24 protein-coding genes and 2 pseudogenes are annotated in these 21,752 nt (G+C 60.2%); 6 read left to right on the forward strand and 20 right to left on the reverse strand.

Translation table 11 applies throughout. The features are described from left to right. Positions 1 to 106 precede the first annotated feature (106 nt). On the reverse strand, positions 107 to 1,468 hold the full coding sequence (locus tag A6M21_RS01735) for a TrpB-like pyridoxal phosphate-dependent enzyme (RefSeq protein WP_066666178.1): 1,362 nt from the start codon (positions 1,466 to 1,468) through the stop codon (positions 107 to 109). A gap of 207 nt (positions 1,469 to 1,675) precedes the next feature. On the opposite strand from A6M21_RS01735, the gene A6M21_RS01740 reads away from it, so the two are divergent. Together A6M21_RS01740 and A6M21_RS01745 are read left to right on the forward strand one after the other, a co-directional pair. Further along, positions 1,676 to 1,984, forward strand: a complete 309-nt coding sequence (locus tag A6M21_RS01740; protein ID WP_242868735.1) for a carbohydrate-binding protein — start codon at positions 1,676 to 1,678, stop codon at positions 1,982 to 1,984. Between the two features lie 235 nt (positions 1,985 to 2,219). Continuing rightward, a complete protein-coding gene (locus A6M21_RS01745) occupies positions 2,220 to 2,786 on the forward strand; it encodes a TPR end-of-group domain-containing protein (protein WP_161485976.1) in 567 nt (188 codons plus the stop codon). A 1-nt stretch (position 2,787) separates the two neighbouring features. On the opposite strand, the gene A6M21_RS01750 is transcribed toward A6M21_RS01745, so the two are convergent. The 15 genes from A6M21_RS01750 to A6M21_RS01825 all read right to left on the reverse strand — a co-directional run bounded on the left by A6M21_RS01750 (position 2,788) and on the right by A6M21_RS01825 (position 16,295). Further along, on the reverse strand, positions 2,788 to 3,765 hold the full coding sequence (locus A6M21_RS01750; protein ID WP_066666181.1) for an acyl-CoA dehydratase activase: 978 nt from the start codon (positions 3,763 to 3,765) through the stop codon (positions 2,788 to 2,790). A 286-nt stretch (positions 3,766 to 4,051) separates the two neighbouring features. Continuing rightward, the gene (locus A6M21_RS01760) at positions 4,052 to 5,149 is read right to left on the reverse strand and encodes a CoA protein activase (protein ID WP_066666282.1); all 1,098 of its coding nucleotides are present in this window, start codon (positions 5,147 to 5,149) and stop codon (positions 4,052 to 4,054) included. Positions 5,150 to 5,199: 50 nt separating this feature from the next. Beyond that, positions 5,200 to 6,303, reverse strand: coding sequence for an acyl-CoA dehydratase activase-related protein (locus tag A6M21_RS01765; RefSeq protein WP_078060322.1), 1,104 nt, complete (start codon positions 6,301 to 6,303; stop codon positions 5,200 to 5,202). A gap of 180 nt (positions 6,304 to 6,483) precedes the next feature. Next, positions 6,484 to 8,031, reverse strand: a complete 1,548-nt coding sequence (locus tag A6M21_RS01770; RefSeq protein ID WP_078060308.1) for a spore germination protein — start codon at positions 8,029 to 8,031, stop codon at positions 6,484 to 6,486. Beyond that, positions 7,991 to 8,599 (reverse strand): stage V sporulation protein SpoVABEA, encoded by a 609-nt coding sequence (gene spoVAEA / locus A6M21_RS01775; RefSeq protein ID WP_066666184.1) that lies wholly within the window; start codon positions 8,597 to 8,599, stop codon positions 7,991 to 7,993. The genes A6M21_RS01770 and spoVAEA overlap by 41 nt, the downstream gene beginning before the upstream one ends. Then, positions 8,599 to 8,955, reverse strand: a complete 357-nt coding sequence (spoVAE, locus tag A6M21_RS01780) for a stage V sporulation protein AE (RefSeq protein WP_066666185.1) — start codon at positions 8,953 to 8,955, stop codon at positions 8,599 to 8,601. Before spoVAE ends, spoVAEA begins: the two co-directional genes overlap by 1 nt. A gap of 147 nt (positions 8,956 to 9,102) precedes the next feature. Beyond that, complete coding sequence (spoVAD, locus tag A6M21_RS01785) at positions 9,103 to 10,116, reverse strand: stage V sporulation protein AD (RefSeq protein ID WP_066666186.1); 1,014 nt, start codon at positions 10,114 to 10,116, stop codon at positions 9,103 to 9,105. Between the two features lie 12 nt (positions 10,117 to 10,128). Then, positions 10,129 to 10,593 carry a stage V sporulation protein AC gene (gene spoVAC / locus A6M21_RS01790; RefSeq protein WP_282434518.1) on the reverse strand — a complete coding sequence of 155 codons (465 nt, stop codon included), beginning with the start codon at positions 10,591 to 10,593 and terminating at the stop codon, positions 10,129 to 10,131. Positions 10,594 to 10,695: 102 nt separating this feature from the next. Next, positions 10,696 to 10,887, reverse strand: a complete 192-nt coding sequence (locus tag A6M21_RS01795; protein ID WP_066666187.1) for a dodecin family protein — start codon at positions 10,885 to 10,887, stop codon at positions 10,696 to 10,698. A gap of 157 nt (positions 10,888 to 11,044) precedes the next feature. After that, positions 11,045 to 11,830: an RNA polymerase sporulation sigma factor SigF gene (gene sigF / locus A6M21_RS01800; RefSeq protein ID WP_427854588.1), complete on the reverse strand. Its 786-nt coding sequence runs from the start codon at positions 11,828 to 11,830 to the stop codon at positions 11,045 to 11,047. Between the two features lie 12 nt (positions 11,831 to 11,842). After that, entirely contained in the window at positions 11,843 to 12,301 is a 459-nt protein-coding gene (spoIIAB, locus tag A6M21_RS01805; protein WP_066666189.1) for an anti-sigma F factor, read from the reverse strand. Between the two features lie 11 nt (positions 12,302 to 12,312). Further along, positions 12,313 to 12,651 carry an anti-sigma F factor antagonist gene (spoIIAA, locus tag A6M21_RS01810; RefSeq protein ID WP_066666285.1) on the reverse strand — a complete coding sequence of 113 codons (339 nt, stop codon included), beginning with the start codon at positions 12,649 to 12,651 and terminating at the stop codon, positions 12,313 to 12,315. 133 nt (positions 12,652 to 12,784) lie between these two features. Then, entirely contained in the window at positions 12,785 to 13,963 is a 1,179-nt protein-coding gene (locus A6M21_RS01815) for a D-alanyl-D-alanine carboxypeptidase family protein (protein ID WP_066666190.1), read from the reverse strand. A gap of 414 nt (positions 13,964 to 14,377) precedes the next feature. After that, a complete protein-coding gene (locus tag A6M21_RS01820) occupies positions 14,378 to 15,226 on the reverse strand; it encodes a serine hydrolase (protein WP_242868729.1) in 849 nt (282 codons plus the stop codon). Between the two features lie 319 nt (positions 15,227 to 15,545). Next, positions 15,546 to 16,295, reverse strand: coding sequence for an N-acetylmuramoyl-L-alanine amidase (locus A6M21_RS01825; protein ID WP_066666192.1), 750 nt, complete (start codon positions 16,293 to 16,295; stop codon positions 15,546 to 15,548). 262 nt (positions 16,296 to 16,557) lie between these two features. Between A6M21_RS01825 and A6M21_RS01830 the strand changes: the two genes are divergently transcribed. The 4 genes from A6M21_RS01830 (at position 16,558) to A6M21_RS01845 (ending at position 19,042) form a co-directional block, all read left to right on the forward strand. Next, a complete protein-coding gene (locus A6M21_RS01830; protein ID WP_066666193.1) occupies positions 16,558 to 16,776 on the forward strand; it encodes a spore coat associated protein CotJA in 219 nt (72 codons plus the stop codon). Between the two features lie 143 nt (positions 16,777 to 16,919). Next, the gene (locus A6M21_RS01835) at positions 16,920 to 17,180 is read left to right on the forward strand and encodes a spore coat protein CotJB (RefSeq protein ID WP_066666286.1); all 261 of its coding nucleotides are present in this window, start codon (positions 16,920 to 16,922) and stop codon (positions 17,178 to 17,180) included. A 28-nt stretch (positions 17,181 to 17,208) separates the two neighbouring features. Then, positions 17,209 to 17,781 (forward strand): manganese catalase family protein, encoded by a 573-nt coding sequence (locus A6M21_RS01840; RefSeq protein ID WP_066666194.1) that lies wholly within the window; start codon positions 17,209 to 17,211, stop codon positions 17,779 to 17,781. Positions 17,782 to 18,391: 610 nt separating this feature from the next. Continuing rightward, a complete protein-coding gene (locus tag A6M21_RS01845) occupies positions 18,392 to 19,042 on the forward strand; it encodes a lactate utilization protein (protein ID WP_066666195.1) in 651 nt (216 codons plus the stop codon). Here the strand turns inward: A6M21_RS01845 and A6M21_RS19420 are convergent. From A6M21_RS19420 to A6M21_RS01870, 4 genes and pseudogenes are all read right to left on the reverse strand, one after another. Next, positions 19,037 to 19,746, reverse strand: a pseudogene (locus A6M21_RS19420) (ATP-binding cassette domain-containing protein). The gene A6M21_RS01845 and the pseudogene A6M21_RS19420 sit on opposite strands and share 6 nt — an antisense overlap. After that, positions 19,715 to 20,084 (reverse strand): annotated as a pseudogene (locus A6M21_RS01860) (molybdate ABC transporter permease subunit); the annotation flags it as partial. The pseudogenes A6M21_RS19420 and A6M21_RS01860, both read right to left, overlap by 32 nt. A 45-nt stretch (positions 20,085 to 20,129) precedes the next feature. Continuing rightward, positions 20,130 to 21,176 carry a molybdopterin-binding protein gene (locus A6M21_RS01865; protein ID WP_066666199.1) on the reverse strand — a complete coding sequence of 349 codons (1,047 nt, stop codon included), beginning with the start codon at positions 21,174 to 21,176 and terminating at the stop codon, positions 20,130 to 20,132. Positions 21,177 to 21,260: 84 nt separating this feature from the next. Continuing rightward, on the reverse strand, positions 21,261 to 21,596 hold the full coding sequence (locus tag A6M21_RS01870; protein ID WP_066666200.1) for a winged helix-turn-helix domain-containing protein: 336 nt from the start codon (positions 21,594 to 21,596) through the stop codon (positions 21,261 to 21,263). Between the last annotated feature and the right edge of the window lie 156 nt (positions 21,597 to 21,752).

Here is a 21,752-nt window from a genome sequence, read left to right on the forward strand (position 1 = left end):
CGGGTTCGACCGGCACGCGGCGGCCGGATGTAAAACGCCGGCCCGGACCAGCGCTTCGCGCTGCCGGGCCGGCGGCGGACACCGCACGGCTGTCGCCGCCGATGTATTATTTCTTTTGCGGCAGGTGGGCCAAGGATTTTGCCAGCGCCTCGCCGGGCAGCGGATAGTCCTGCAGCCGGCCGGACAGGTAGGCGTCGTAAGAAGGCAAATCAAGAAAACCGTGGCCGCTCAAATTGAACAGGATGGTACGCGCCTCCCCGGCCTCCTTTGCCGCCAGCGCCTCGTCGATGGCGGCGCGGATGGCGTGGGCGGATTCCGGGGCGGGAACGGTGCCCTCGCTGCGGGCAAAAAGCACCGCCGCCTCGAAGGTGGGCAACTGGTCCAGCGCACGTGCCTCCACAATGCCGTCGTGCACCAGCTGGCTGACCAGGGGCGAGTCGCCGTGATAGCGCAACCCGCCGGCGTGAATGCCGGGCGGCATGAACTCCGACCCCAGGGTGTACATGGACAAAAGCGGTGTCAAACCGGCCACATCGCCGTAGTCGTAGGCGAATTCACCCCGGGTGAGCGTGGGGCAGGCGCTGGGCTCCACAGCCATCAGGCGCACCTTTGCTCCCCGGACCAGTTTGTCGTAAGCGAAGGGGAAAGCCAGGCCGCCGAAATTGCTGCCGCCGCCGCAGCAGGCGATGACCACGTCCGGATAATGGCCGGCCCTGGCCATCTGTTCCCTGGCCTCCAGGCCGATCACCGACTGGTGCAAAAGCACGTGGTTGAGCACGCTGCCCAGGGCGTAATTGGTATCCTCCCGGCCGGCGGCCTCCTCCACCGCCTCGCTGATAGCGATGCCCAGACTGCCGGGTGAGCCGGGATCCGCAGCCAGTATTTTGCGCCCGGCCGCCGTCTGATCACTCGGACTGGCGTAAACGGTGGAGCCGAAAATCTCCATCATCGAACGGCGGTAGGGTTTTTGCTCGTAGCTCACCTTGACCATATATACCGTGCAGGACATGCCGAAGAAATTGCAGGCCTGGGAGAGGGCCACCCCCCACTGGCCGGCGCCTGTTTCCGTGGTCAGGCGCATAACGCCCTCCTGCCGGTTGAAATAGGCCTGCGGCACGGCCGTGTTCAACTTGTGGCTGCCCGCCGGGCTGACCCCTTCATATTTGTAGTAAATGCGCGCCGGAGTGTCCAGCGCCTTTTCCAGCCGGCGCGCCCGGCAGAGCGGGCTGGGCCGCCAGAGGCGGTAGATTTCGCGCACCTCTTCGGGGATTTCCACCCAGCGCTCCCCCGACACTTCCTGGGCAATCAGCCCCAGCGGGAAAATAGCTTTTAGGTCGTCCGGACCGACCGGCTGCCCGGTGGCCGGGTGCAGGGGCGGTCGCGGCAGGTGGGGCATGTCCGCCTGAATGTTGTACCAGTGGGTGGGAATTTCCTTCTCTGTCAACAAAATTCTGACTTCCCCGCTCATCTCTTCTCAAAACTCCCCTCTTCTCAATATTGATGAAACAGATCCGGCCGTACTGCACGCCGTGACTATATTTTATTGGATCGCCGAACTTAAATCAAGACCTGGTTTTTCTGCCCCCGGCTGCCTGAACTGACTAAATTACCCGGTCATACCGGCCTTGTTTTGAGAGAAAATATATACGGAACCATAAGAATAAATATTTTGGAGGTGCGGCAATTGATTCAAGGTTGGTCCGACACAATGAAAGGCGTAGAGGTCAAACCGAGCGGTTTCAGCGATGCCAGCATCATCTATAACGGCCTGCTGGCCAGAAGCGGCGCCGACCGGGTCTACATGCACTGCGGCTTCGGCGATCCGAAAAGCTGGCGCAACGTGAATACCATCTGTATGGACCGCACGGCCCGCGGCTGGGAACTCACCCAGCGCATGCAGGAGCCGTTGATGAGCTTCTGTTTCAAGGATTCGGCCGATCACTGGGACAACAACAACGGCTATAACTGGACCATTCGCGCCTGAAGCGGGAGGGGGTTTTTAACCCCCTCCAAATTATTGAGCAGGATTTTCCCTGCCGGGGGCGAAACATGATCTAAAATATCAGGGTTGGTCCCCAGCCTGCCGCCAGGGAGTGGTTTTTCTGAGAAAGGCCCGGATGATGCCATTTGTGATCCTGTTTGTCTGTTTGTGTTTCATGGCCTCGTATAAGTACATCCATCAGCCCACCGTGAACTCCGTCTTCCCACCGCCGGGATCCGTGTCAGCCGCCCCAGCGCCCGGGCCGGCCGAACCAGCCGCCGAACCCGGCGGCATGTCCCGGCCGGACGAAAAAAAAGAGGCGCTGGATATTTACCGGCAGGGCTACCAGGCTTACGCCGCGCATCATTACAGCGAATCGATCGGTTATTTCGACCGGGCAATCAATCTGGATCCGGCCTGCTACCAGGCTTACAGCTACAAGGGCGCGGCGCTGGCCTTCGCGGGACGTTATCAGCAGGCCATGCCCCTTCTGGACAAGGCAATCATGCTGAACCCGCATTACGAGGACGCTTATTTCAACAAGGCCATTTCGCTGGAACTGGCCGGGGTCTACGGTCAGGCGCTGATCTTTTATGACCAGGCGCTGGAGGTAAATGCCCGCGATCCCTGGGCCTACTACGGCAAAGCCAGTATTTACGGCCGGCTGAGAGACGTGGATGCCTGCGTGAAAAATTTGAAACAGGCCATCGCCATTGACCCGTCCACCAGGGAACACGCCAAAACCGAGGCCGACTTCAACAATGTGCGCAACGCGCCGGCGTTTCAGCAACTGGTATACCGGTAATTCAACCGGTCTTCTCTTCCGGGGTCAGGGCACTGGACCATTTTCCGCAACGGTCGCCCCAGCGGGCAATCACTTCCCCTTCCCGCTTGATTTCCACCACCTCGCACAGGTTGGGGCAACCGTCGCACTCAAATCCGCCGGCCGCAAAGCGCGTTGCGGCCACGCCGAACCCCCGGAAGCGGCTGTTCCCGCCGCGGGCCATTTTTTCCCGGGCCAGCAGCGCCGCGCCCACTGCGCCCATCACACCATAGTGGGGCGGAATCTGCACCGTCAGGCCCAGAGCCTGCTCGAATGCGCGCTTCATGCCCACGTTGGCGGCCACCCCGCCCTGAAAAACCACCGGGGACAAAATTTCCTTGCCCTTGCCGACATTGTTCAGGTAATTGCGCACCAGCGCCTCACACAGCCCGGCCAGGATGTCGGGCAGACCGTACCCCATCTGCTGTTTGTGGATCATATCTGATTCGGCAAAAACGGCACAGCGGCCGGCAATGCGCACGGGCGCCCCGGACTCCAAGGCGGTGGGACCGAAATCCTCGATGGGGATGTTCAGCCGGGCGGCCTGCTGATCCAGAAACGAACCGGTCCCCGCGGCGCAAACCGTGTTCATGGCGAAATCGGCCACCACCCCGTCGCGGATGATGATGATCTTGGAATCCTGACCGCCGATTTCGAGTACGGTGCGCACCCCCGGGGCAAGCGCACAGGCGGCGGTGGCATGGCTGGTGATTTCATTCTTCACCACGTCGGCCCCGGCGATCACCCCGGCCAGGTGCCGGCCGCTGCCCGTGCATCCCACGCCGCGCACAGCTGTTTTCGCCGGCAGGCGGCCGGCCACCTCCCGCAGCCCGGCCTGGATGGTTTCAATCGGCCGGCCCCGGGTGCGCAGATAAACGGCCTCCCGGACACCGCCGTTTTCGTCCACAAAAACCAGGTTCGTGCTGACCGAACCGACATCAATACCCAGATACCCCTTCACTGTCCAATCATCCCCTTTTGCAATTATGCTTGTCGCAAAGCCGGCCGGGCATCCGTGTCACAGCCTATGCAACCTTACCCCGAATTTCCGGCAGCGCCGCAGTCAACCCGCCCGCCGCACCTCCCGGCTATGCAACCGCCGGCCTGCACCGCATCGCCAACCCGTGTACCGTCCCGGCCGGCAGCCGCTGCCCGCGCGCCCGCCTTACCCTTCCCGCCGGCACTGCCGTCCGCCAGGCAAAGAGCCCGCCCGCCGGGCGAGCGGGACATCCAAAAGGTGCTCCGGTCTAGGCCGGGGCGGCGGCGGGCAGACTGACCCGCCTTTTTCCGCGCTGCTCCAGCAGGTCGACGAAAGCTTCCAAACGGGTGACCAGGCCGGCCTCCCCGGACTGCTCGTCCATAGTCAGGGTGAGCGTCGGAATATCCAGCCGCGGCAGGATGCTGTGGGCTACAATTTCCGGCATGCAGGTGAAGGGCAGCAATTGAATCACCCCGTCATAACCGGCCCGGGCGTAAAGTACGGTGCTGCCCACCGTTTCCTGGCCGTGGCCGCCCACGCAATGGTTCAGGTAGGGTGCGGCCGCCCGGCAGGCCGCCCGGCGGCTGCGCATGTTCCGGAGCAGGCCCAGGAACAGGTGGTCGTTGATCCACTCGCTCAGGTAGATGGACCGGTCCACCTCCACTCCCAGCTCACCCAGGCGCCGTTCAATGTCCAGGTTGGCAAACGGCTCCAGCAGGGTATAGATTTCCCCCACGATACCCACCCGCAGCACCGGCCGCGCTTCCACCGCCACGGCGGCCATTATTTCCCGCGCCCGGGCAACAGCGGCGGGCATATCCGCCGGCCGGCCGGCCTGGACGACAACCCGCAGCGCATCTTTGAATGCCGCGCTGGTGGCGCCCGGCACGGCCTCCCGCGGCCGCAGGCGGTGGGCGGCCATTTCCAGCTCATCCACCGCCCGCGCCTTGCAGTAGCCGAAACGGATGCCCTGCACAACCTGCCACCAGGAACTCTGCCCGGTCACGTATTTGATTTTAGCCAGCAGTTCGCCGATGTGGCGCTGCGGCGGCTCCATCACCACCAGGCGGTAATGGTGCCCCAGATCTTCCAGAATGGCGTGCTCCACCTGGGCGTAGTAGCCGAAACGGCAGGGGCCGCAGCCGCCGGCCATGAGCACGGTGTCGGCACCCGCCTCCCGGGCCTCGATGAAGTTGCCCAGGTTCAGCTTCAAAGGCAGGCAGGCAAATTCCGGACCATGCTTGACCCCCAGGGTCAGCGTCCGCTTGCTGGAAGGCGGCGGCACCACCACTGACACGCCCAAATACTCCAGCATGGCGGAAAGGCAGATCCACGCATGCCCCATATGGGGAAAGGTCACTTTCACCGGCAAAACCTCACAATCGTCATACTGTTTGTAAGCCGGCCGGCAGAACACTAACGGAAATTGCCGCCGCCGGCCGCCGACGGCACCAGCGCGGGCAATGCACAACCGGCCCGGCCGGCGGTTTCTTCCGTTCCGGCGGCGGGTGCACCGTCCCGGCACGGCCCGGCGGCGGGAACCCCGCCCCCGCGGCAACGCTGCAACATATCCAGAAAGGCCTCCAGCCTGGTCACCACTCCCGCTTCCCCGGTATGTTCATCGAGGGTCAGGTTGAGAAACGGTACGTGCCCTTCCCGGCGGGCCCGGCGCTCAATCAGTTCGCCGGTTATGGAATCGGGACCGCAGGCGAAGGAGGCCACGTGGATCATCCCCTGCACTCGCGCGTCGCGCAAATAATAAAAGGCCGCCCCGGTCATGCGCCGGCTCAAAGTCCAGAAAAGCCGCTTGGGCAGGGTGGCCGCCTCCCGCCGCACCGTTTCTTCGGACAGCATTTCGGCGGTCACCGGCCTCACCCCGGCCGCGCGCAAGCGCTGGAGCAGGTTCATGCTGATATAATGGTCGTAAATATTATATGGATGGCCGATCACCGCCACCAGCGGCTGTTCCGCCGTTTCCGGCGGCTGTTCATTCCCGTCCCGCGCCGCTAAAGCCATGGCCTGTTCCGGCGGCCGGCCGGCACGCAGCAGCGACTCAAAACGCCCCTGTTCAGCCAGCGCCCGCCGGTAGGCCGCGTAAACCAGCCAGCGGCCGCATTTCAGCCTCTGCCCGGTGCGGGCAAAGGTTGGCCACAGGGAACTGTGCCGGCGGTAAAGATCGACGGTGGTATCGATCAGCGGCGGCAACCCGTCCACCGTCTGCCGTACCATGTCCGGCAGCCCCAGAAACTTGGGGCAGATGTACTCCCCGGGGGCTACGCTGACCAGGCGGGGGAGGAACAAGTAGTCCACCCGGCCGGCCAGTTCAAGAATATGCCCGAAGGCCAGCTTCACCGGCAGGCAGACATCGTCCCCGGCCTGCTTGAGTCCGCGGCCGAGCACAGTCTTGTTGGTCGGTCCGGACAAGCTCACCTCGGCGCCCAGGGACTGGAAAAAAGCACGCCACAAAGGAAAATAATAATAGTAAAGCAACGCTCTGGGAATGCCGACTTTGGGCTTCATAACCACTCCCCTTTCCCGCACTAGTATGGCCGGAATGACAAAAAAATAAAACGCCGGCAGGCGCTGCCAATCCATCAAAAGTCGGCGGCCGTACCCCGGTCGCTCCAATGCTCCGGTACGGCCGCCAACTTCAAACCAGGTTCAAGAAAAGGGCGTGACTGCCCGCACCCCGGACCGCCTTCAGCGGTCCTTTTCCCCGCCTCTTTTGCGCGCCGGTTCGGGCACGGCCTGGCGGAAGACATTGCGCGGCCGCACGAAACCGGGGCGCACGTTTTGAATGGCCACCGGCGGACGCAGCAGCATATTTTTCATGGCCGCCCAGTTGAAGGGCAGCAGCGGCCACAGATAAGGCACGCCGAAGGAGCGGGTGGACGCCAGAAAGGCCAGCACGCCCAGTACGCCCAGAATAAAGCCGGGCAGGCCGAAGAAACCGGTGATCAGAACCAGGAACAGGCGCACCAGCCGGTTGGCCTGACCCAGTTCAAAACTGGGCGTCAGGAAGGTGCCCACAGCCGCTATAGCCACGTACAAAATGGCTTCCGGGGAAAATAAACCAACCACGGTGGCCACCTGGCCAATGAGCAGGGCGGCAATCAAGCTGATCGCCGTGGACAGGGCGGTCGGGGTGTGGATGGTGGCCAGGCGGACCATGTCGATGGATATTTCAGCCAGTACAAACTGCATAAAAATCGGTATTGATGCCGCCTTCTTCACCCCGAGAAATTTCAAAGCCGGCGGCAGCAGATCCGGATGCATGGCCGCCAGCAGCCACAGGGGCAGCAGGAACAGGGAAACGGCCACCCCCATGTAACGCACCCAGCGCACCCAGACGCCGATGGCCGGACTGTTCCGGAATTCCTCCGCGTACTGCAAGTGGTGGAAGTAAGTGGTGGGCAGAATCATCACGCTGGGCGAGGTATCCACCAGCACCAGCACATGCCCCTGCAACAGGTGCGCGGCGGCCACGTCCGGCCGCTCGGTGTAGCGTACGCGCGGATAAGGATTCCAAAAGCTGCCCGGGGTGATTAATTCCTCGACTGCTTTTTCCGCCATGGGCAGGCCGTCGATTTTGATTTGCTTGATCTTTTCCTTGACCGAATCCACCAGATCCGGGTTGGCTACGTCTTGCAGGAAGCAAATTACCAGATCGGTTTTAGAACGGCTGCCGGCCTCCAGTATCTCCACCCGCAGGCGGGGATCGCGGATGCGCCGCCGGATCAGGGCGGTATTGAAGACCAGTGTTTCCACAAATCCGTCCCGGGAACCACGCACCACTCTCTCCAGGTCCGGCTCATCGGGTGTCCGGACCGGATACCAGCGGGCATCAAAAACAATCGCCTGCTCACTGCCATCGATGAGAAAGATTTGCGGCCCCATCAAAACGTTCTTGACGCAATCCTCCAGATTGTCGATACGCTTAACCTGACTGAAAGGAATCAATTGAAATATTTTTTCATAAGCGTTGATGCTGATCTCTTCATGCTTTAACTCCGACAGGCGGCGCAGGACCATGGTCAGGTACTCGTCGTTGCTCAAACCCTGGGTATAAAGCATGGCGATCTTTTTTCCACCAAAGCTGAATTCCCGTAACAAAATATCAAAGCTTTCCCCAATGCCCAGCATCTTCTTCAGTTTACCGGTATTTTCCTCCAACCGCTTGCTGATCGGCGTCTTTTGACCCTGCCCGTCATTTTGTGGTTCGCTTTGAGCTTCTTTGTCCGGAGCCATTTCGCTCACTCCTGTTCAATATTTCCTGCAATGCCCTGGCGGTCACGGGGGCGCCGCAGCGATAATCGTCCGCACCCAGCATCTTGCCCACATCGCCCAACCCGACGGTCAGCGGCACGGGCAACCGGTTCAATATTTCCACCGTATCCCCGTGCAATTTGCGTCCGGGGCGGCGGGCGGCGCCGAATTTGTCCACCGCCCCCGGCACCAGGTTGCCGGTGCGGGTGACCGACTCATCCACCCGCACCCCCCGGGCGCCGGTGGTGTTGGAGGCCACCGCCACCACCCCGAGCACCTGGATGTCCGGATGGCGGCAAATATACTCCAGCGCCCGTTCCCCCGGTCCGGCCCCGGTCGCGCCCCGATCGTCCAGCATCACCACCACCGGATCATGCGGAGCTCTTTTGATCAGGGCGACCAAATCCGGCCCGGACAGGATGGTCGGGTTACCCGCGGACAGGGAAATGCACCGGGCGCCCACATTGCGGGAAGCCACTTCCACCGCCTGACGGGCCACGGCGTCACCGTCGGTGACCAGGATCACCCGGCATCTTTCACCGGCTTCCATTATCCCTTGGGGCGGAAAGCCAGCGCCGCCAGATAGCCGAAAACCACCGCCGCCGCGATGCCGGCGGAGGCCGCGGCCAGCCCGCCGGAAAAGGCCCCCAGCACGCCTTTTTGCTGCACGCCGCCGATGGCCCCCTGTGCCAGCAGGTGGCCGAAGCCGGTCAGCGGCACGGTGGCGCCGGCGCCGGCCCAGTTGACCAGGGGCTGATACAGGCCCACGGCGCTCAAAACAGCCCCGCCGGTAACAAAACCGACCAGCACGTGCGCCGGGGTCACTTTGTAGCTGGTCAGATCCATCAGCAACTGGGCAACCACGCAAAACAGGCCGCCCACAATAAAAGCTTTTAAAAAGAGCATTTTACGCACCTCCCGGCAAACCCTTCCGTAGCTTTAATCAAATACTCCGCCGCCAAGACAGCCGCCCGGCACGGCAGCGCCCGGCCGGACCATACTTTTCAGTGCTCCGCGGCTGCCGCCGCGGAAAGTTACCGCCGGCCGCCTTTTTTACCGGCCCTCGATCACCACGCCGTGGGCTATACCCGGCACCGTCTCCCCCTGCATGGTGCTCACCGGACTGAGCAGGGCGCCGGTTCCCAGGCCGAAAAAGCGCTTCAGCCGGCCGGCCCTGACCTCCTGCAGCAGGTAGCCGCAGGTGACCACACCCGAGCAGGCGCAGCCGCTGCCGCCGGCGTGGGCATCCTGTTCCGGAGAGAAAATCATCACACCGCAGTCGTTGAACCGGGTGGAAATATCATAGCCTTTCTGCCGCATCAATTGCAAGGCCAGTTCCCGTCCGTAGACGCCCAGGTCACCGGTAACGAACAGATCGTAATATTCCGGCTGCCGGGCGGTGTCGGCCAGATGGCGGGCCATGGTATCGGCCGCGGCCGGCGCCATGGCCGCACCCATGTCGTTGGGGTCGCCCTGGCCCAAATCGATCACTTTCCCGATCGTGGCGTGCGTAATCACCGGTCCCGTGCCCTGGCGGGAGAGCACCGCCGCCGCCGCCCCGGTGACCGTCCACTGGGCATGCAGCGGCCGCTGCACGCCCTGCTCGGTGGGATAGCGGTACTGCCGTTCGGCGGTGGAGTTATGGCTGGACACACCCACCAGCACGTTTTCGGCATAGCCGCCGTCAATGAGCATGGCGCCCAGGGCCATGCTTTCATACATGGTGGAGCAGGCGCCGTACAGGCCGATGAAGGGAATGCCGAGATCGCGGGCGGTAAAGTTGGCGCTGATGATCTGGTTGAGCAGGTCGCCGGCCAAAAGGAAGTCGATATTTTGCGGCTGCAGGTTGGCCCGCGAAACAGCGGTCTGCATCACTTCGGCAAGCATGCGCCGCTCACCGCGCTCCCAGGTTTTTTCCCCGTAATAGCCGTCTTCAACCACTTTGTCGAAAGTGTGCCCGAGCGGCCCCTGTCCCTCCTTGGCGCCCACAATGGTGGCCGTGGCCACAATCACCGGCGGGTTTTGAAACCAGACCGTCTGCTGGCCGTTCTTTTTCGCTGCCGGCATGGTCCTTCACCCCTATCTGAAAAAATAATAGAGCAAGGCGGCCGCCCAGGCGGTGACGATGCCGAAAACCAGCACTGGCCCGGCAATGGTGAACAGCCTGGCCCCCACCCCGAGCACCAGCCCTTCCCCCCGGTACTCCATGGCCGGTGCGACCATGGAATTGGCAAAACCGGTGATCGGTACAATGGAGCCGGCGCCGGCAAAGCGGGCAATTTCATCGTAAATGCCCAGGCCGGTCAGCAGGGCGGCCAAAAAGACCAGTGTAGCCGAGGCGGCCGCGCCGGCTTCCGTCAACGGCAGTCCCCGGCCCTGGTAAAAATTAATCAGAAACTGTCCGATCAAGGCGATCAACCCGCCCACCACAAACGCCCGGAAAACATTGCGCGCCAGGGCGGGACGGGGCCTGACCCCATCCACCATCTGCTTGTACTGCTTCTTTTGTATTTCCAGCGGCTGATCATCCTTCACTCCGGCCAAATGTCCTCACCCCGCAGATTATATTTCCCCGCCGGACACCCTTTATGTACAAGGGACACCGCTCATGGTGTCCCCTGTACCTGCTCAACTCCGGCAAGGCCTTTATTTGTGGGCAATTTTCAGGTTCGCCTTGTATTCCACCACCTGGCCGTTCTTTACATTGGCCGTGAAGTTGACCACTTCCACACCCACAATGTCGTGAATGGTTCTGGACGCTTCATCCACTGCCGACTGCACGGCGCCTTTCCAACCACTGGTGGATTCCCCGACCATTTCTGTTACTTTGACCGGCATATGCTTTTACCTCCTTGAAATTAAACTTTTCGCCGGACCATTGAAGGATCCGCGGCTAAAACTTATTATCCATCCGGCGGCGTTTTTTTATGCAACTGAAAAAAGCCCTCATTTGAACTCATTCGATTCCATCGAACTCGTTCCATGAGGGCTTTGATCAGGTCGCCTCCTCCCGGGGGGCGAACAATTCTTTTAATTTTTGCAGCGCCTGGCGTTCCAGACGGGAGACCTGCACCTGGGACAGGCCCAGGCGCCGGGCGATATCGGCCTGGGTGAGATCTTCAAAAAACCGCCAGGTGATTATTTTCCGGTCACGTTCGGGCAGTGTGTCGAGCAGTTGGTTGACAGCGATCCGGTCCAGCCAGGGCGCTTCCCCCCCTTCCCGGTCCCTCAGTTGATCCAGCAGGAAGATCGGATCGCCGTCGTCCTGATGCAGTGTTTCGTAGATGGATGCCGGCGATTGGGCGGCTTCCAGGGCGGTGACCACTTCCTCACGGGGGATGCCCAACTCCGCGGCCACCTCCCCGACGGCCGGTTCCCGCCCCAGTTTGCCGGTCAGGCGCTCCCTGGCCTGCTGGATGCGGTAGGCCGTCTCCTTGATCGAACGGCTCACCTTGACCGGGCTGTCGTCCCGCAAAAAGCGCCTGATCTCGCCTACAATCATGGGCACGGCATAGGTGGAAAACCTGACGTCATAATGCAGATCGAACTTGTCGATTGCCTTCATCAAACCGATGCAGCCGATCTGAAAAAGGTCCTCCAGCTCATAACCCCGGTTTTGAAAACGGCGCACCAGATTGAAAACCAGCTTCAGGTTACAATTCACCAGCTTGTCCCGCGCCTCGCTGTCACCGTTTTGAGCGCGCTGCAGAAGCGCGCGCATTTCGTCGTCACCGAGCAGCGGGAAACGGGGCAGGTTCATTTCGATCAGCCTGGTACTCACCAGTCCTTCACCTCAATGGCCGGCTCGCGCGGCGGCCGCCTCGGCGCCGCTGCATTCCGGCACCTTGCTCATGATTACCCGGGTGCCCTTGCCTGCGGCTGATTCCACCTGCACCCGGTCCATAAATGACTGCATGAAAACAAAGCCCAGCCCCATCCGGTCCGGATCAGTGGAAAAAGAAGGCTGCAGGGCCCTTTTCACATCGGCGATGCCCCGTCCGTCATCTTCCACCCGCACCTCCAGCATACGGTCCGTAATGACCGCGCCGACCCGCACGATACCGTCGGGAGAATTTCCATAACCGTGAATGATGGCATTGGCCACCGCCTCGGAAACGGCCACCTTGATTTCCTCCAAATCGTTCAGGGTGAAATCGAGCTGGGCGGCGAAGGCGGCCACCGCCACACGGGCAAACGCAACATTTTCCGGCCGGCTGGAAAACTCCATTTTCAGCTGGTTGACTGTGTTCATGTCATCCCTCCTCATCCGGCGCGGGCAACCGCTTCTTCTTCCGAAGCGTATTCACGCATAATCCGCAACAGTCCGGACAACTCCAAAATGCGCCGCACCTGCGGCTGCACACCAACCAGGGAAACCCGCCCCCCGGCGCCGGCCAGACGCTTGTAACGCCCCAGGATCACGCCCAGGCCCGAACTGTCGATGAAGGAAACCCGGGCCAGGTTGATCACCAGGTGGCGCACCGTATTTTCACCGAGGGCGCCTTCCAGCGCGTCACGCAGCGCATCGGCCACGCTCAGGTCCAGTTCGCCCCGGGGGCGCGCCAGCAGGATATCCCGGCTGATTTCAAGATCCAGGTCCATATGCATCTCTCCCCGGTATTTTTTAATCTAAGTTCTCCGTCCGGTGGTATATTCCTGCTAAATGTTACCATATTTTCTTTAGAAAAGCAAACCCGGGAGACAGTTCCCCCGGGCTGCATTTCGCCTGGCATGTTCACCCGCCGTAAAGCCGGGTGAACATGCGCTGTATTTGCTGTCCCAGGCCGGCTTTGGGCACGTCATGACCGGCCACCAGGGGCACCCGCAACTCTTCCCGGCCGTTTTTGACCACCACGCACTCGCCGACTTTCTGCCCCTTGACCACCGGCGCCGTCACCCGCGCGGGCAACTCCAGGCGCATGGCAAAACCCTTTTGCTCGCCCCGGGGCGCAACCACGGAAACCGGCGCCGCCGGCACCACCGCCAGCTTGTCCGCCACACCCTTGCCCACCGGCAGTTGCTTGACCGTTTCACCCTTGCCGGCCAGTTTGACCGCCTGAAAACGGGCAAAACCGTATTTATAGAGCTTGATCGATTCCCGGAAATGACTGCGCGGCTCCGGCGTGCCCAGCACCACAGCAATCAGGCGCAGGCCGTCCCGCTCGGCCGAAGAGGCCAGGCAATACTTGGCTTCGTTGGTCCAGCCGGTCTTGCCCGCATCCGTTCCCTGAAACCATTTGAGCAGCTTGTTGGTGTTCCATAACTTGAACTCGCCGCCCCGCAGGTCATACTCATAAATTGAAGAAATGCGTTTGAACAGGGGATACTTCAAACATTCACGCATGATCACGGCCATGTCGTGCGCCGAAGTGTAATGCCCCTTGGCCGGCAGGCCGGTGGGATTGACAAAATGGGTATGTTTCAATCCCAGTTGTTTCGCCCGCTCATTCATGGCTTGGACAAAGGCTTCCTCGCTGCCCAGCACGTGTTCGGCCACCGCTACGCTGGCATCGTTGGCCGAACCCACGGCTACTGCGATGAGCATTTCCTCCAGGCTCATTTCTTCGCCCGGTTCCAGGTAAATCTGTGAACCGCCCATTTCCCATGCGTTCTCGCTGGTCACCACCCGGTCGGTCAGCTTCACCTTGCCCTGCTCCACCGCCTCCACGGCCAGCAGCAGGGTCATGATCTTGGTCACGCTGGCCATGGGCAATTCCTTGTCCGGTTCTTTGGCCAAAAGCACCCGGCCGGTAGAGTTCTCCATCAGCACGGCGGCATCGGCGGTGGTTTCCAGAGCGGGCTTGTCCCCGGCACTCTCCGGCTTTGCTTCCGGGGCGGCCGCAACGGGGCCGGGCATGCCGCCCAGCAGGAAAGTACAGGCCAGCAAGGCAACCAGTATCCGTTTCCAATACATTGCTTTTCCCCCTTGGTATGTATTTTTTAATCCAATGGCGTGTTCGAACTGCAACTACCGGTATTATGCAACTGTCAAACGAAGTTAACTCCGGCTTTTTGTTGGTAATACATAGCAGCCCGGAATCCGTCCGCAATATGCATTTTCGTTCTTCCCAAGGGCGACGACCAGGACGGCAAGAGTTCATGTCCCGAAAATTATTTTTGTTCAACCGGCGGGCAATGCCGCCGGCGGGGCAGGGGGCCGCCCATGAATGCTATTTCGTACTCCCGGTGGTGACGCCGCGGGTGCTATGATTATCCGTCCGGTAAATACTTTTCGGTCCTCCGGTAGCGAGGCCGCGGGCGGCATGAGCATCTTGCGGGAAATACCGGTGCCCGCGCCCGAGGTATTTTTGTGGTCACGCCCGGCAGTTCACTTCAATCCCTGCTGATAATCGTAGGCCATTTTGCTCAAGGCGGCGATGTCGGCGAACCCCTGCCGGCCGTCCTTGATCCCGCTGGAAAGCACCACCATGATGTAGGGCCGCTCACAAAAGACAATGCCCACGTCATTGGCGATACCGTCCAGATCCCCTTCTTTATGGGCCACCATTACATGATCCGGCAGCTTCTCCGGCAGCCCGACGTGGAAAATGGGGTTGGCCAGATCATCCAGCAGGCGTTTCCCCTCTTCCGGATGCCGGCGGGCAAAATCAAGCACCGCCCGGGCATATACGGCCAGATCGCGCGCCGTGGTCAGATTCTTGCCGCCCGGATAAACGGTGCGCCCGCCCAGTTCCTGCATGAACGCAATGAAATTGGGCCGCCCCACGTGCCGGGCGAGCATGCGGAAGGCCACGTTGTCACTGATCGTGACGGACAGGCTGGTCAACACACGCAGCGAATAACGGTCCCCTTCCCGAGCCTCGTAGCGCAGCACACCCGACCCGTCCTCGTAATCCGTCGCCTTGTGGTAGGCGATCCGGTCGTGCCAATGCAGCTTCCCCTGCAGCACCAGATTGTTGACATAAAGGGCCATCGGCATCTTCACCGTACTGGCCGCTACCATCAGCTTGTCGCCGTTGATGTCGAAATGCCGGCCGCTGGCCAAATCCTCGAAGTAAACGGCATAGGTAGCCCCCTTTTGCCCGGTGAAACGGCTCATCTGCTCCTTCAGCGGTCCGTAACCGGGGTCGCCGGCAGCCACCGCGTCAGCGGCGGACGGCGCGGCGCAAACAGCGGCCGCGGCGAACAGCAAAGCGGCCAGAAGCTTTCCCGGCATAACCATACCTCCGTTTCATGCAACCCGTTTTTTTAAAGTGCGGGCGATTTTCATCCTCTGCCGGCGGCGCACCGGAACCCGGGTGTTTTACCCGGCGAACGGTGCTGCGCCCGGACATGAACCTTCTCCGGGACAAGCCCGGAAATTTCTATTCGGCGCCAATACGTTATTATCCGTGCAACCTTGCCCGGAGAAAGGCTTAATCCTTAATTCCCGCCGGGGCGCCACATAATACCGCGTTTGCAGTTCATGTCTTTGCACCGGCTTCTTTCGCCGGAGATTTTTCAATCTGTGCAAACTGCACCCGTCAAGCGGACGCTCAACCGGCGCGCCGGCCGCGGTTATTTGCTTTGGCGCCGAAATAGTTTTGCAGGCCGGTCAAAACGGCCTGTGCCGCCTTTTCCTGATAGGCCGGGTCGCGTAACTTGCTTTCTTCCCCCGGATGGCTCAAAAAACCGGCCTCCACAATCACCGCCGGCATGCGGGCGTGACGGCAGACATAAAAGTCGCCGGCCATCGCCTGGCGGCCGGAATCGATCAGGCGGCGGTTCATTTCAATTTGTATGAGCGCGGCCAGCTTTTTACTCTCCTCCGAGCCGCTCTGGTAAAAAGCCTGGGCGCCATATTCGGCCGGATCGGAAAAATGATTCATATGTACGCTGATCAGCACGTGCGCCTTATTATCATTGGCCAGGGCCACCCGGCGGGACAGATCCTGCACCTTGAGCCGCCGGGAATCATAAATGTCCCCGTCGGCCAGGTTTTTATCCTGTTCCCTGGTCAGGATGACCTTCGCTCCGGCCTGCTGCAGCAATGCAGCCAGACGCTTGCCCACCGCCAGGTCTATATCCTTTTCCAGCGTCCCCCGGCAGCCTACGGTACCGGGATCATCCCCGCCATGCCCCGGATCGACCACAATCACATACCCCTGCAAAGGCCGGCCGGCACCGCGCTCCGGCGCCGCAGCGGCCGGCGGGCAAAATCCGGCGGCCAGCCCGATGAACATAGCGGCGCTGCAAAACAGCGTCCCGGCATACAGGCAGCAACTCAGGTAACGTTCATAATGCAAAGCGTTCCCTCCTCAAAAATAAGATTTACAAAATCAAAAAGAATTATGACTTGTTTTAAGCAATATGGAGTTCTCCGCTTCGCTCCGGTGCAGCGTCCATTTTTCATCATCGGAACGGAGCATTGGAGCGACGGAGTACGTTCGCCAAATGGTTGTTTTTAACTGCCCTGGTTTGTGTCATCCGTATTAACCAGGGCATACACTATCTGTAGCATATTGTTATTTTTGACAACAGGCGTTAATTCAAGGAGGTGTTACCGGTATGAGCAATACGGAGGAAGGCAGGGACGGCCAAATCACTCCGGGCAATGACAGTCATAATACTACTGCACCCGCCGCCCATGTCAACGCATTTTATCCGCCGCTGCAACTGGCCCGGGCATACGTACCGGTGCAGCGCTACGGTAAAACCCTGACCCCGGCGGAAGCATTGGGGAAAGGCACACTATTCCCCGAGCTTTACAGTCCCTATCCCTATTAACTTCTTTCAACCCCCTGCCGGCGCTGCCGGACGGCTTGCCAGGCGCATCCACCGGCAGCAACGGACGGAAATACGTTATGCGGTACGGGCTTGCACGTTTGGAACGAAAAAGGAAAGGCAGCCGCAGGAAGGAGGAGAAAAAGGTGGATCCCAAACAGGCCCAGCTGCTTCGGGAAATACAGCAACTGGAATTTGTAGCGGTGGAACTGACCCTGTTCCTGGATACCCACCCCGGGGAGCAAGAACCTTTGAACGATTATAACCTGGTCACCAACCACTTGAACCAGTTGAAAGCCCATTACGAAAAAATGTATGGTCCGCTGGCGGTTTATGGATTTTCACCCATGGAATATCCCTGGCGTTGGACGGATGGACCCTGGCCCTGGGAAACGACCCACTACTAAAATTCTTTCAGAGAAAGGAACAGGGAGGATGTGGATTTACGAAAAGAAGCTTGAATACCCGGTGCGTGTCCATAAAACCGACCCGCGCATGGCCAAGTTTCTCACCGCCCAATACGGCGGTCCGGATTCAGAATTGTCCGCGGCCGTGCGCTATCTGACCCAGCGCTACACCATGCCCACCAACAAAGCCAAGGCCTTGCTCACGGACATCGGTACCGAGGAACTGGCCCACTGGGAAATCATCGCCACCATGATTTACCAGTTGCTTAAAGATATGACCGCCGAGCAAATGCGCCGGGAAGGGCTGGGCGACCATTTCGCCGAACACGACCGCGCCGTTTATCCCGCCGACGCCGCCGGGGTGCCCTGGACGGCCGCCTACATCCAGGCCACCGGCGATCCGGTCACCGACCTGCACGAAGACATGGCCGCCGAGCAAAAGGCACGCACCACCTATGAGCACCTGATCCGGCTGACTGACGACCCGGGAATCAAGGACACCCTGCGCTTTTTAAGGGAGCGGGAAGTGGTGCACTTCCAGCGTTTCGGTGAGGCGCTGGACGACATCCAGGAGGAAATGACCGGAAAGAAGATTTTTTAAAAAGTCAATTAATCAAGTAAGGTAGCGCCGCAGTTGATTAACTGCGGCGCTACCTTCGCATATAACGCTTTCAGCGACTTTTTCCCCACGCCTACATGGCGTTTCCCGAAGTGGAACCCAAGGAAGTCAAAACCTTCCTGGAAGCTACCATTGCCTCAATCATTACAGACGTGATGGATTCCCTTTCCTTTTCCGGCATTGACAAATTAGTGCTGATTACTAGTCATATGGGGAACCACCTGCTACGGAATGTAGTTCAGGTTTCATGCCCCACTGTTGATTCTCAAATTAAATCAGTAAAAATTATCACATTAAATTGTAATTCTCAAACTTCGTTAGCAAACAAAAAGCCGGGCTGCCTTGAAATTAGGCACCCCGACCAATTGTTTACCATGATACTCCATAAAAACTATTGTTTGGCTCTTTAATTTTAAAAAAATGTCTTGACACATGGGTACACCCTACTTTTGCTTCACATCACAGTCCGACGACAGGGCGCATCGTGCACCATTGACAAGCCCCGGAAGGAAGTGATATCTTGGATACAGAATATATGGATATTAAAAAATACCCAGTTTTTAAAAATTATTGAAATAGAGGAGGGGTTTTCATGAGCACACTCGAAGAACTGGTGAACTGGAACTATGAACAAAAATGCCTCAAAGCGGTTGAAGCGCTGAACAAGAACGGTTTCAAAGCTGTTTACTGCCGCACGCGGCAGGAAGCATTCGACTATATTTTAAAAGAAGCCCGCGAAGCGGAAACAATCGGTTTTGGCGGCTCCCTGTCGGTGGCCGCCCTGAAAGTGGCGGATGCGCTGAAAGAAGCGGGAAAAAAGCTACACAATCACAACACCCCCGGCCTCACCCCGGAGGAAAGGCTGTCGGTGATGCGGCAGCAGCTGACCTGCGATCTGTTCCTGACCGGAGCCAACGCCGTCACTCTGTCCGGCTTTCTGGTCAACATCGACGCCACCGGGAACCGGGTGGGGGCGATGACCTTCGGCCCCGGCAAGGTAATTGTGGTTGCCGGACACAACAAACTGGCGGCGGACAAAGAACATGCCCTGCAGCGGATCAAGGCCTGTGCCGCGCCGCCCAACGCCAAACGGCTCAATTTGAATACTCCCTGCGCCCGGACCGGGCTCTGCGCCGACTGCAATTCGCCGGACCGCATCTGCCGGATTACCACCGTCATAGAGCGCAAACCCAAATTCACCGATGTGCATGTACTGGTAGTAAACGAAGAAATGGGACTATAATTGAGCTGCCAGCGGCGGCTTCCGTCCGGACGGAAGGCCGCCGTCTGCTTCTCGTCCGCTGTCTTTGCTCACCCGACCGCGCTCCAGAGTGACCACTCGATCGCCCAGGAAGGCCGCCTCGTCTAGATCGTGGGTGACCAGAATAAACGGGATCTTCCAGCGCCTCTGCAGCATTTTCAGGCTGCCCCGCACTGCAAGGCGGGTATTTGCATCCAGCGCGGAAAGCGACTCGTCCAGAAGGAGCAGTTCCGGGCCGGCCAGAAGCGCCCGCGCCAGAGCGGTGCGCTGCCGCTCGCCGCCGGAAAGATGTTCCGGATAACGGCGGGCCAGATGCTCGATGCGCAGCATGGCCAGCACCTCATGAAAACTTTCCGCCCGTTCGGCCCGGTTCCTTTCATCCCGTAGGAGGCGTTTTGTTCCACCGTCATGTGGGGGAAAAGGGCATAGTCTTGAAAGACATACCCCATCCGGCGGCTGCGGTGGGACAGGTTGACCCGGGATGCGCTGGAAAAAAGAAACCGGCCGTTCAACACGATTTCCCCCTGCTCCGACTTCTGCAATCCGGACAGACACTGCAAGAGGGTGGTTTTGCCGGCTCCGGAAGGCCCGAGCACCACCAGGATCTCGTTCTGCACGGTCAACTCGAGCTGCAGCGTGAACAACGGTAGTTTTTTACTGATCCTCACATAAAGCGGATGGTTCATCCGTCCCCATCCCCCCGGGCAATCTGTACCCGTTCCACAGGTTTACCCAGAAAATAAAGATAAATCTCAACAACGTCATCATGCCCACCAGCACCAGGACGGTGCGGTTGTCCCTCGCCTCGGCGGCGGCGTAAATGGCCAGTGGTACGGTCCGGGTGCGGCCGGGGATGTTCCCGGCCAGCATCAGGGTGGCGCCGAACTCCCCCCAGGGCGCGGGCGAAGGCCATCACCAGCTTGGCCACCAGTCCCGGCCTGGCCAGCGGCAGGCTGATCGTCCAGAAAACCCGCCACTCGCCGGCGCCAAGGATGCGGGCGGCATTCTCGATGTTTTTGTCCACACACCGATTTTTTCAACTGTCCTCACCCTCCTCATTTCAGGGTTTTCATTCGTGCGATACGACTCCGGCCAGGCCGAAACTGCACCGCGGGTAGCGGCACTCCGGACAGCTCCGGCACAGCCCGCCGTGGCCTAGCGAGCTGATCTCACGGGCGGTCAGGCGTTCCCCGGTGCAAAGGCGCGGCAGGATCAGGTCCAGCACGGTGGTGCGGAAATACATGCCGCAGGCGGGCATGCCGATGACGGGGACTTCACCCCGGTAGGCCAGTAAAAACATCGCCCCGGGCAGCACGGGGGCGCCGTATTTTTCTATTTTCGCCCCGCTCAAGTGAATGCCCCGGGGGGTCACGTCGTCCGGGTCCACCGACATGCCGCCACTGACCAGCACCAGCTGCGCTCCCTCCGCAATCAGTTCCCGGATCAGCCGGGCGATTTCCTGCTCGTCATCCGGCGCGTATTTGATCCCCTGCACGCGCGAGCCCAGGGCCTCCACCTTCTCGCGGAGCACCGGCCCGAAGGCGTCTTTGATGCGCCCTTTGTACACTTCGCTGCCGGTGACGATGATGCCCGCGTCCAGCTGTTTGTACGGCTGCACGCTGACAACCGGCCCGTCGGCGGCGCAAATCCGCTCCACCGCGGCCACCGTTTCTTCTTTGACCACCAGCGGGATAACCTTGGTCCCGGCCAGCATGTCCCCTTTTTCCACCGGCGTGTTGTTGGGCAGAGTGGACAGGATCACGTCCGGCAGGGCGTTGATCTTCTCCAGGGCGGGAATGTTGATCTTTAAAAGCCCGGTTATGGCGGCAAAGAGGTTCACCCGGCTTTCCCGCGGCCCGGAGCAGGTCACGCCGTTTCCGGCCGCCGCCCGGCCCAGGCGCACCCCGGCTTCGTCTTCGTGCACTTCGTCCGCCGCCAGTTCCAGGACATAGATTTGTTCTTTGCCCATGGCCAGCAGGACGGGGATGTCTTCCGCGGTGATCAGATGTCCTTTTTTAAATGCCGGTCCCTTGAATTCCCCGCGCACGATTTTCGTCACGTCGTGCGGCAGGATGCGGCCCACCGCCTCTTCCACTTTGATTTTTTGCGCCTGCATAAGTGCTCTCTCCTTTTGCCGTGTCTATTTGCCCGAAACGTTATACCCTTACAAGTATAACGAAGGCGAAAATTACCGCCGCGCTCATTCTTCCCCTGAAAAGTGTGCGCCAAACAGCCGGTTCAGGGCGTCTGCTACTTCTTCCCGAAAGGCCCGGTAGCTGTGCATCAGCCGGCGCGCCTGCGGGGTGACTGTGGAGCCCCCGCCGACCGCCCCGCCCACCTGCCGGACGAGCAGGGGAAAGCCCAGGCGTCCTTCCAGCGTGCGCAAAAGGCGCCAGGCCTGGTTGTACGACATGCCGATTTCCGCCGCCGCTTTGCGCAGGGAGCCGGTCCGCTCAATCCGCTGCAGCAGGTCGCAGGGGCCGTCGCCGAACGCTTTGCCGTTTTGTTCGAGCCAGATTTTAAAGGCCAGCCGCACGGGCCGTCTCTCCTTTTTTCACACGGGGTCGAGCGGTAAAAAGCTGTCCCGGGAAGGTGGTCGTACCCCCCCCGGAGGGTGGGCCTGTACACGCGGCAACAAAGCAGGGCGGGTGCTTTTCGTCGGGCAAAACGGCTGCGCGAATTGCATTCCGCA

Source organism: Desulfotomaculum copahuensis (assembly GCF_001655685.1).
Classification (GTDB): Bacteria; Bacillota; Desulfotomaculia; order Desulfotomaculales; family Desulfovirgulaceae; genus Desulfotomaculum_G; species Desulfotomaculum_G copahuensis.